Origin of the sequence: Mesorhizobium sp. M7A.T.Ca.US.000.02.2.1 (assembly GCF_003996995.1) — a bacterium.
Classification (GTDB): Bacteria; Pseudomonadota; Alphaproteobacteria; order Rhizobiales; family Rhizobiaceae; genus Mesorhizobium.
The window spans coordinates 1-3,010 of the sequence record NZ_RZTT01000573.1 but is presented as its reverse complement, the minus strand read 5'-3'; the positions used below and the strand labels follow the sequence as shown (position 1 = coordinate 3,010).

Here is a 3,010-nt window from a genome sequence, read left to right as displayed (position 1 = left end):
GCACGCGCTCTTCCGTCGGAATTTCCATCGGGTCGCTTTTCAGGCCGACCAGGACCAGAGCGCGGCTCACCGCCGACATGTCGAGCGCTTCATTGAACTCGGGCAGTTTTTCCAGGCCAAGCTTTTGCGAGACCTGCTTGAGGATTTCGTTGGAGGAGATGATCTGGACCTGGGTGGCGACGCCCTGCTCGTCGAGAATTGGCCTGTCGGTGTCGTTGTTGTTGCTGGCCGGCCGCGTGTAGATGGATTCGCGCGGCGCGATCTCCACCTGCGTCTCGGCCTTGTAGTGCCGGGTTGCCAGCGAGGCGAAAGCAAAGGCCAGCCCGGTTGCCAACAGGACGACGAGGACTATACGCAGCCAGTTCCTCGCCAGGCTGGCGAAGAGCTGCCTGAGATCGACATCGACATCTGCGGCCGCGGACTGAACGGACATGCATCCCTACTCCGATACTGGGTCAGCACGCACCGTAAACAACTATGGTAACTCAGCCGTTAAGATCGTGGTAAGTTTCCGTTAGGGTTTACTGGCGGGTCACAAACAAAAACGCCAAGAATCACAAAAACTCTTGCCGATGCGCCACGTGTCGGCCGCTCCCTTTACCGGCCATTAACCCTAACAGGATGATAACGGGCCTCGATCCCTGATGTTTGCTGCGACGCCGCAGTGGCCCAGTCGAAGGTACTTGTCCGGTCATGAAAAGCACTGCTTCCCTGTTTCGCGCGCTGCTTGCCGTATCGATGCTGGCTGGCTGTTCCAGCTACCGGCCGACGCCGGCCGCCTTCCATGAGGTGCTCGATCAGCCCTACCGTCTTGGCGCCGGCGACCGCGTCCGCGTGACCGTGTTCGAGCAGGACGGACTGACCAACACCTACAGTGTCGATCAATCCGGCTATCTCTCCTTCCCGCTTGTCGGCGCCATACCGGCGCGCGGCCACACCGCGCAGCAGATGGAAAAGGAGATCGCCGACAAATTGCGGCAAGGCTATCTGCGCGATCCCGACGTTTCGGTCGAGATCGACCGCTACCGGCCGATCTTCGTCATGGGCGAAGTGGGTGCCGCCGGCCAATATTCCTATGTTCCCGGCCTGACGGTGCAGAAGGCGATCGCCATTGCCGGCGGCTTCACGCCGCGCGCCAACCAGGAAAGCGTCGACATCACCCGCGACATCAACGGCAAGGTGATGACCGGCCGCGTGGTCACCTCCGACCCGCTGCTGCCGGGCGATACGGTCTACGTCCGCGAACGTCTGTTCTGACAGACACCACGTGGCGGACAGGCTCAGGATCGTCCATTGCTTTCGCTCACCCGTCGGAGGAATTTTCCGGCATGTGCGCGACCTGGCCGAGGCGCAGGTCGCCGCCGGGCATTCGGTCGGCATCGTCTGCGATTCGACGACGGGCGGCGCGTTCGAGGAACATTTGTTCGAGCAGATGAAGGGCATGCTGGCGCTCGGCATTCATCGCACGCCGATGCAGCGCCATGTCGGTCCCGGCGACCTTGCCTCGGCTTGGCGCACATACAGGATCATCAAGGAATTGCGGCCGGACGTACTGCATGGGCACGGCGCCAAGGGTGGCGCCTATGCCCGTCTGTTCGGCTCATTGTTGCGGGTATCAAGGTCTCGCGTAGCCCGCCTTTATTCGCCGCATGGCGGCTCGCTCCACTATGACGAGAGCACGGTCATCGGAAAGCTGTTCTTCGCGCTCGAGCGCTTCATGGCTCGCTTCACCGACTATCTGCTGTTTGTCTCGGACTATGAGCGGCGGACCTATCGCCACAAGGTCGGCGAGCCGCCCATCCCCAACACCCTCGTCTATAACGGCCTGCGCGCCACTGAATTCGAGCCGGTGATCACCGAGCCCGACGCAGCCGACCTGCTTTATATCGGCATGATGCGCGACCTGAAGGGACCGGATATCTTCATCGACGCATTGGCCCTCGCCGGCCCACAGTTCGGCCGCGCACTGACTGCGGTGATGGTCGGCGACGGCGACGACCTTGCGCGTTACCACGGGCAAGTGAAACGCCTCGGGCTCGAGCGCCATGTCCGCTTCCTGCCGCCGATGCCGGCCAGGGAGGCCTTTGCCCTTGCCGCGCTTATCATCGTTCCCTCGCGCGCCGAAGCCATGCCCTATATCGTCTTGGAAACGCTTGCCGCGGGAAAGCCGATGATCGCAACCGCGGTCGGCGGCATCCCGGAGATATTCGACACCGGTTCCCCTGCCCTGATCCGACCTGACCCGATCGAGCTCGCCGACAGGATGAGCCAGGCGCTGGCCGACCCGGTCGCCTATCGCGACCTGATGCCCGATAACGCCAACCTCAAGGCACGCTTCGGCGCCGATGTGATGGCCGCCGACATCGAGAAGGCCTATTTCGCCGCGCTCGACAGGTAGGCACAGGGCCAAGCCGTTCCAAAGCCATACGTTGTTTCAAGGGTTTCTTAGCTCTCTTTTGCTATGACGGTGGGGAAGTTTGCGGAAAGCCCTCATGAACGAGATCGACCCCGCGCGCCGCTTTTCAGCAGAGGCGGTGCGTAAATTCGACGGCCCGGCCGATGGCGACACGCCAAGCGGCATGAACGATGTCGCCCGCCAGGTCGCCTCGCAATACCGACGCGATACGATGTCGCCGATCATGGTCAGCGGTGTCCTGCGCATGGTCGAATTCGGCTTGCTGTTCCTGTCGGGACTCGCCGTCTATTTCCACTATGTCGGATTCTTCAACTATCTCGCCTGGCAATATCCGGTGACGATCGCAGCCGGCTCGTTCCTTGCCGTGGTGCTGCTCGACGTCACCGACTGCTACCAGATCGTCGCCCTGATGCGGCCCATCGCCAATTTCGGCCGCGTGCTGCTCGTCTGGGCCGGCACTTTCGCCCTGATGGCGCTGACGGCATTCGTCATGAAGATGTCGCAGGACTATTCGCGCCTATTGTTCGGCAGTTGGTTCGTCATCGGCTTCGTTCTCATCTTCGGCCTCAGGCTGGTGATGTCGAAGTTGATCCG

3 protein-coding genes and 1 pseudogene are annotated in these 3,010 nt (G+C 61.8%); 3 read left to right on the top strand and 1 reads right to left on the bottom strand.

Annotation, left to right across the window (positions count from 1 at the left end):
• Nucleotides 1–433, bottom strand: a 433-nt coding sequence (locus tag EOD15_RS31790; protein ID WP_245463822.1) for a Wzz/FepE/Etk N-terminal domain-containing protein, incomplete at its 3' end; no start/stop codon positions are given.
• Nucleotides 434–693: 260 nt separating this feature from the next.
• On the opposite strand from EOD15_RS31790, the gene EOD15_RS31785 reads away from it, so the two are divergent.
• The 3 genes and pseudogenes from EOD15_RS31785 to EOD15_RS31775 form a co-directional block, all read left to right on the top strand.
• Entirely contained in the window at nt 694–1,257 is a 564-nt protein-coding gene (locus EOD15_RS31785; protein WP_013532220.1) for a polysaccharide biosynthesis/export family protein, read from the top strand.
• 10 nt (nt 1,258–1,267) lie between these two features.
• Nucleotides 1,268–2,398 carry a glycosyltransferase family 4 protein gene (locus tag EOD15_RS31780; protein ID WP_127321730.1) on the top strand — a complete coding sequence of 377 codons (1,131 nt, stop codon included), beginning with the start codon at nt 1,268–1,270 and terminating at the stop codon, nt 2,396–2,398.
• A gap of 94 nt (nt 2,399–2,492) precedes the next feature.
• Nucleotides 2,493–3,010: pseudogene (locus tag EOD15_RS31775) on the top strand (undecaprenyl-phosphate glucose phosphotransferase); the annotation flags it as partial.